This window comes from Actinoplanes sp. NPDC048791 (assembly GCF_040650095.1).
GTDB lineage: Bacteria > Actinomycetota > Actinomycetes > Mycobacteriales > Micromonosporaceae > Actinoplanes.
In genome coordinates, this window is record NZ_JBEZGQ010000481.1 from 1 (window position 1) to 6,289 (window position 6,289).

The window sequence follows — 6,289 nt, forward strand, 5'->3', positions numbered from 1 at the left end:
CCCGCCACGGGCCAGGCGGCCCCGCCACGGGCCAGGCGGCGCGGCGCGGTCAGGCGCCGGTGGTGGCGCGCCGGACCACCTGCCAGGCATCGCGGAAGTCCGGTGCTGGATCACCGAGCGCCGCCGCCGCGCAGGCAGCTCCCTGCTCACGCAACGACTGCGCGACGGTGGTGAGTCCGTGCTCACGGGCGAGTGCCGAGTCGTCCCAGCCGCTGACCCGTACCCGATCGCCCGCCTCGCGGAGGGCCGCCAGCGCCATCGGGTCGTTCATCGCGGCGACGGCGTCGATGTCCGGCGCCGATGCGAGGAGCTTGCGCATGACCGTGCGAGCCTCGGCCTCGTCGTTGGTGCGGCACACCGCGACCGGCACCTGGGACCAGTCGATGCCGAGATCTTGAGCGGCGTGCCGGTAGCCGGCCAGCCGGTCCCGGGTGACCGGATACGCGACGCTGCCGGGGTCGAGACCCGTGCGGATGAAGGTGTCCCGCTGCCGGTCAACCGGGAAACTCAGCACGGCCGGGCGCCGGGTGGTCGCGAAGACCTCAGCTCCCACCGCATGGGCCGCGGCGCGGTTGTCGATGCCCAGGGTCACCGCACCGTCCAGCGCGGGTCCACTGTGGATGACAACTGGGCGGCGGGTGCCCGCGGCGGCGGCGAGCACCGGGTCGTCGGCTGAGGTCGTCCAGATGACGTAGGCATCCACCGCCGCGGCTGCCACCCGGTCGCGGTCGTCGTCTCCCGTACCGGTGGGGACGATGAGCAGGCCGTACCCGCGCTCGGCGCAGACCTCGGCGATGCCGGCGAGGAAGAGGACCGCCTGCGGGTCGTCGAAGGCGTAGGTGAGGTGCTCGCCGAGCACGACGCCGAGGGTGCGGGTGGCGCCGTACCGCAAGGACCGGGCGCTGGGGTCCGGCCCGGCGTAGCCGAGGGCCGTCGCGGTCTCGAGAACCTTGGCCCGGGTCTCGGCCGAGACCCGCTGCGGGCGGTTGTAGGTGTAGGAGACGGTCATGGGCGACACGCCGGCCGCCCGGGCCACCTCGGTCATCGTGACCCGGCGAGAGGCGGGCGGGCGCGGTTGCACCCCGCCATCGTAGCTGTGTAGCGTTACACAATGCAGCTCGCCACGTCGCACCGCCGCCTTACCACGGCCGCTTACCTTGCCTCGGGGATCTTCGGCGCGTTCTGGGGCACCTGGGGCTCGGCCGTGCCGCGGATCCGCGACCAGGCCGGCCTCGACGACGCCCAGCTCGGCATCGCGCTGCTGTTCATCAGTGCCGGCGCCCTGCCCGCCATGCTGCTGACCGGCCGGGCGCTGGACCGCTGGGGTCTGCGTTGCGCCGCTCTGCTGGTGGTCATCCTGGGTGCGACAGGGGTGGTCGCGGCCGTCACGGCGAGCGGGCTCGTCAGCCTGTGCGCCGGCCTCATCGGCGTGGGCATGGCCAGCGGCGCTGCTGACGTCGCGATGAACTCGATCGGCGGCCGCGCCGAGCAACGGTCAGGCCGGCCGGTCATCACCCGGGCCGGGGCGGTGTTCTCCTCCATGGTCGTCGTATCCAGTCTCGGCACCGGTGCGGCTTACGCTCTCGGCGCGCCGAACTGGGCGCCGTTCACGGTCGTCCTGCTTGCGTCCGTCGCGGCCGGTGCCGCCATCAACCGCGCCCTGCCCGCCGGCGACTCCGGGCCGGTCCCATCCGGGCCGGCGCGGGGCATCCGGATGCCGCTCGTGCCGCTGCTGCTCGTGGGTACGCTCGGCGCGCTTGCGTTCGCCGGCGAAAACGCCCACCAGAGCTGGGGTGCGGTCTTCCTGGAGGACGTTCTCACCACCGGGCCGGGGATGAGCGCGCTCGCACCCGCGGTGTTCGCCGCCGTCGTGGCGGTCACCCGCTTCGCCGTCAGCGCGCTGAGCCCCTCCCACGCCCGCGCGGTCCTCGTCCTCGGATCGCTCGTGGCCGCGGCCGGGGCGGCTGTGGTTGCCCGGGCCACGTCCGTGCCGGTCGCTCTGGCCGGGCTGGTCCTCGCCGCCGCCGGGACCGCTGCCCTGTTTCCGACGCTGCTGAGCATCGTCTCCCGTAACGTCGTCGAGTCCTCGCGCGGGCGAGCGACCTCGATCGTGACGGTGGTTTCCTACCTCGGCTTCCTGCTGGGTCCGGTGTACGTCGGCCTGTGGGCGTCGGCGGCCGGCCTGCACGGCGCGATGCTCGCGGTGGCGGCGCTCGGTGTCGTCCTGGCTGTGCTTACCTTGCCGCTGCTGGCCTTGAGCCGATACACGGTTATGCCCCGACCCGCCGTGCGGCAGGACCACCCGGTCCGCCGCACCTGACTGTCAGCGCCCTGGCCAGGAGTCCCCGATCCTCAGCGCCGGGACCGGATCGCCGATCGCTTCCCACACTCAACGAGTCGCAGCGGCCAGCCGACTGGCCGGCCATTGGCTCGTAGCGGCAGGACCGGGACGCTAGCCACTTCCGGCTCACCTGAGCATCAGCAAGCCCACCTGCGCCTGACTTCAGCGGCAGGGCCAGAGCCGACCACCCGCTAACTCTCAGCGGCACAACCAGGAACCTGACCGCCCGCCTGCCTCCAGCAGGACGGCCACAACGACCACTTCCCTGCTCCCAGCGACACAACCAGAATCCCGACCATCCGCCTCTTCTCAGCAGCAGGGCCAGGACGTCAGCCTCCTCCGGCTCACCCCAGCATCAGCAAGCTGAGCCATCCCTGAATGTCAGCGGTAGGAAGAGAAAAGCAGCCACCCGCCAGCTCTCAGCGGGTCCCGGCGGCCAGGAACATCGGGACGGCGAGCAACAACCGGCCCGCAGCCGCACGCCGAGTCTGCTCACCGACCCACTCCTCCGCCTCCTCGTCGCTGATGGCACCCGTATTGCAAGCCGCAGCCGCATGACCGGCGAGCAGCGGCAAAGTTGAGGCGTCGGTGAACACCATGGTGTGCACCTCAAGCTCCACCTCCCGGAAACCCGCATCCAGCAAAAGATTGCGGTAAGCGCGAGCAACCCGCGGATGGCGGATCGTGTCCGCACGGGCGTGCACGATCCGGCGGGTCAGAGCCCCCTGATCGGAGTCGATCACCATCGTGTCCCAGTCCTGACCCAACAGCACGATGCGACCGCCGGTGGCAAGGACCCGGCGGGCCTCGACAAGCGCGGCAGCCGGATCGGGCAGCACGTGGTAGACCTTGTCCGCCCGGTACCCCTGCGCCTCACCCTCACTCAGCGGCAGGTCAGCCGCGTCGGCGGCGCGCAGGTCGAGCTCCGGGAAACGGTCGCGGGCCGCCGTCAGCATCGCGGGATCGAGGTCCACGCCGACGGCCCGGGCGCCGCGTCCGGCGAGTTCGGCCACCGCGCGGCCGGTGCCGCAGCCGACGTCGACCACCGTCGCGCCTGTGGACAACCGCAGCAGCTCATAGCTGCGCGCGCGTAACGTGGCGGCGCCGGGCGTGTTCTCGGCGGCGTCGAGTGCTCGGATCAGAGTTTCGGCGTCCGTGTGGGCGCTGTGCGTCTCGGGCATGCGGCCGAGTGTGCGACTTCAGGTCGACCTGAAGTCAACCCGACCTGAAGTCAAACCGACCGGGAGTCAACGAAGCGGGAGGGAATGGTCGATGGAGTATTCGATCGGCGAGCTGGCGGACCGCTTCGGCCTGGCCACGCATGTGCTGCGCCACTGGGAGGACATGGACCTGCTGACGCCGGCGCGGCGGGTCGCGGGCCGCCGGGTGTACAGCACCGCACACGTGACCCGGGTCGCGGAGATCCTCCTCGGCAAGGACGCGGGCTTCAGCCTGGAGCAGCTGCGCGAGCTGTTCACCGCCCCTGACCGCAAGCAACGGCGCGAGGTTCTCCGCAGCCAGCTTGCCCAGGTGCGTGAGCGGATCGTCCGCCTCACGCTGTCGGAGACATTGCTGGAGCACGGCCTGCGGTGCCGGCACGAGGATTACCAGGCCTGCCCGCACTTCCAGGCGATGGTGCTCGCCCGGGTGGACGGGGTGGACCTGGCCGAGGCCCTGGACCACCCATGACGTCCGACCCGGGCGCCATGCCGGCCGGCCGGCGACCGACAAGCGGTGGCCGGCCGGCCGGCGACCGACAAGCGGTGGCCAACCGGCCGGCGACCGACAAGCGGCTGGACGACCGTCAGCGCAGGTGCCGGGTGAAGAACCGCAACGCACTGTCCAGCTCGAACATCGGCACATCCCCGTGCCCGCCGGGATTGGCGTGCAGAGTCTTCTCCGCGGAGGCGAAGAGCTCGAACAGCGCCAGGCTCGCCGACCGCGCCACCAGCTGGTCATCCCACTGCACCAGGAATTCCACCGGCACAGTGATCCGTGCGGCGGCCTCGGCCGAGGTCTCGGCCCCGTTCAGACCCAGCACCGCGGCCCGGACGCGCGGCTCGGCGGCGACGAACGGGACGCCCAGTCCGCACCCCAGGGACATCCCCCAGTAGCCGGCCGGGCCCGCGCCGACATGGTCGAGGTCCTGCAGGGCGTCGAGGGCTGCCCGCCATTCCGGTACGGCCTGCCCGGCCAGCAGATCGTGCAGTGCGGCGACCACCGGGGTGAGATCACCGCCGGCCTGTGCGCGAGTGCGCAGCTCGCCGATGATCCGGTCCTGTTCCGCACTCCGCGGCCGGTCACCGTGGCCGGGCGCATCGAGGGCCGCCACCGCGAAGCCACCCTCGGCGACGAAACGACGGGCCCGCCCCACGATGCCGGGAGCCTGCTTGTGCTGACCGCCGCCGTGACCCATCAGGATCAGCGGACGGATCCCGGCGGCGTGCTCCGGCGTCCACAAGACACCCGGGATCGAGGTTGAGCTTGAGGTGAGCGTGAAGAGCTGTTCGGTGACGCCGTCCGACGACGTCCGCGAGGTGAAGCGCATGAGGTGTGCAGCCTTCCGGGATGCCTTTCGCGGGCACTCCCTGAACCTGGCGAGCGAGCTAGGCCCGGCAAGGGAGGGAGCCCCGACCTGTCACAACGTTGATCGGTCTCACCTCCTCAGGTCACATCAGCGGCACTGAACGTATCACAGCGCCGTTGTGTGTACGTACATGTATGCGTATAGTCAGGGCATGCCGAACAAGACGATCTACGTGGCCGACGACGACCTGCCGCTCTACCAGCGTGCTCAGGAGCTGGCCGGCGGCACCTTGTCGGCGACCATCACGGCGGCGCTGCGCCGGTTCGTCGAGGTGGAGGAGGGCCGCAAGCAGGGCTACGACGAGATCGTCGTCCGCGTCGGCCCCGGCCTCGGACGCAAGCAGCGCTTCTCCGGCGTGCTCCTGGCCCAGTGGGAACGGTCCACCAACGAGCGCACGGAGACCTTCCGCGTCTACCGCTCCCGCAGCGAGAAGTTCGTGGTCCACCTGGAACGCTCGGAGGCCTACACCAACGTCGGCCCGAACGCCGAGAAGTGGAACACCGGCTGGCGGGCCTGGGTCGGTGACTGGAGCGCCGACCAGACCTTCACCCGTACGCCGGCCGAGTCGAGCCTGCGTGTCGCCGGCTCGCTGGAGGAGCTGCGCGTCATGGTGCCGGACGAGCTCTACGACGTGGTCGCCGACCTGGTGGACCAGCCCACCATCGAGGACCTCGACATCTGAGCGTCAGTGGGCGGGCGCGCCGAACGCCGTGCGGTACTGCTCCGGGCTGACGCCGCGTACGGCCCGGAAGTGCCGCCGCAAGGTGTCCGGACTGCCCAGCCCGCACCGCCGCGCAACAGCGGCGATCGTGGCCCCGTCTCGTTCCAGCATCTGCTCGGCCAGCCGGACCCGTTGCGAGCGGACCCAGGCGGCCGGGCTGGAGCCGGTGGCGGCCGCGAAGTGCCGGGCGAAGGTTCGCGGTGACATCGCCGCCCGGTCGGCCAGCGCACCCACGGACAGGTCGGCGTCCGGGTGCGCGGCGGCCCAGTCCAGCAGGTCGGCGAGGGTACGCGAGCCCGGCAGCTGCGGAACGCTCACCGGCGTACGGGTGAACTGCGACTGCCCACCGCTGCGGTGCGCCGGCACGACCAGCTCGCGCGCGACCCGGTTGGCGATGTCGGCGCCGTGGTCGGCGCGGATCAGGTGCAGGCACAGGTCGATCGCGGCGGACGCCCCGGCGCTGGTCGCGATGGGCCCGTCGACCACGTAGATGCTGTCCGGGTCGACGGTCGTGCCGGGGTGACGGGCGGCGAGGTCGTCCGCGTACCCCCAGTGGGTGGTGGCTCGGCGCCCTTCGAGCAGGCCGGCCTCGCCGAGGACGAACGCTCCCGTGCAGACCGCGGCCAGCCGGGCGCCGCGG

At 71.7% G+C, this 6,289-nt stretch carries 7 protein-coding genes; 3 read left to right on the top strand and 4 right to left on the bottom strand.

Going from position 1 to position 6,289, the window contains the following annotated elements:
- Nucleotides 1-49 precede the first annotated feature (49 nt).
- A complete protein-coding gene (locus AB0C29_RS28615) occupies nucleotides 50-1,081 on the bottom strand; it encodes a LacI family DNA-binding transcriptional regulator (protein WP_360826309.1) in 1,032 nt (343 codons plus the stop codon).
- A gap of 30 nt (nucleotides 1,082-1,111) precedes the next feature.
- On the opposite strand from AB0C29_RS28615, the gene AB0C29_RS28620 reads away from it, so the two are divergent.
- Nucleotides 1,112-2,320: an MFS transporter gene (locus tag AB0C29_RS28620; RefSeq protein WP_360826312.1), complete on the top strand. Its 1,209-nt coding sequence runs from the start codon at nucleotides 1,112-1,114 to the stop codon at nucleotides 2,318-2,320.
- Nucleotides 2,321-2,760: 440 nt separating this feature from the next.
- Here AB0C29_RS28620 and AB0C29_RS28625 read toward each other — a convergent pair whose 3' ends face one another.
- Nucleotides 2,761-3,522, bottom strand: coding sequence for a methyltransferase domain-containing protein (locus AB0C29_RS28625; RefSeq protein WP_360826314.1), 762 nt, complete (start codon nucleotides 3,520-3,522; stop codon nucleotides 2,761-2,763).
- Between the two features lie 91 nt (nucleotides 3,523-3,613).
- Here AB0C29_RS28625 and AB0C29_RS28630 point away from each other — a divergent pair, with 91 nt between their 5' ends.
- Nucleotides 3,614-4,030 carry a MerR family transcriptional regulator gene (locus AB0C29_RS28630; RefSeq protein WP_360826317.1) on the top strand — a complete coding sequence of 139 codons (417 nt, stop codon included), beginning with the start codon at nucleotides 3,614-3,616 and terminating at the stop codon, nucleotides 4,028-4,030.
- Nucleotides 4,031-4,145: 115 nt separating this feature from the next.
- Here AB0C29_RS28630 and AB0C29_RS28635 read toward each other — a convergent pair whose 3' ends face one another.
- Nucleotides 4,146-4,889 carry an alpha/beta hydrolase gene (locus tag AB0C29_RS28635; protein ID WP_360826320.1) on the bottom strand — a complete coding sequence of 248 codons (744 nt, stop codon included), beginning with the start codon at nucleotides 4,887-4,889 and terminating at the stop codon, nucleotides 4,146-4,148.
- A gap of 190 nt (nucleotides 4,890-5,079) precedes the next feature.
- On the opposite strand from AB0C29_RS28635, the gene AB0C29_RS28640 reads away from it, so the two are divergent.
- The gene (locus AB0C29_RS28640; RefSeq protein ID WP_360826323.1) at nucleotides 5,080-5,610 is read left to right on the top strand and encodes an EXLDI protein; all 531 of its coding nucleotides are present in this window, start codon (nucleotides 5,080-5,082) and stop codon (nucleotides 5,608-5,610) included.
- Between the two features lie 3 nt (nucleotides 5,611-5,613).
- Here AB0C29_RS28640 and AB0C29_RS28645 read toward each other — a convergent pair.
- Nucleotides 5,614-6,289 (bottom strand): helix-turn-helix domain-containing protein (locus AB0C29_RS28645; protein ID WP_360826326.1); only part of this gene is annotated, 676 nt, incomplete at its 5' end.

Coding starts and splice junctions, on each gene's coding strand:
- AB0C29_RS28625 (WP_360826314.1), bottom strand. CDS start 3,522: ATGCCCGAGACGCACAGCGCCCACACGGACGCCGAAACTCTGATCCGA.
- AB0C29_RS28635 (WP_360826320.1), bottom strand. CDS start 4,889: ATGCGCTTCACCTCGCGGACGTCGTCGGACGGCGTCACCGAACAGCTC.
- AB0C29_RS28630 (WP_360826317.1), top strand. CDS start 3,614: ATGGAGTATTCGATCGGCGAGCTGGCGGACCGCTTCGGCCTGGCCACG.
- AB0C29_RS28620 (WP_360826312.1), top strand. CDS start 1,112: ATGCAGCTCGCCACGTCGCACCGCCGCCTTACCACGGCCGCTTACCTT.
- AB0C29_RS28640 (WP_360826323.1), top strand. CDS start 5,080: ATGCCGAACAAGACGATCTACGTGGCCGACGACGACCTGCCGCTCTAC.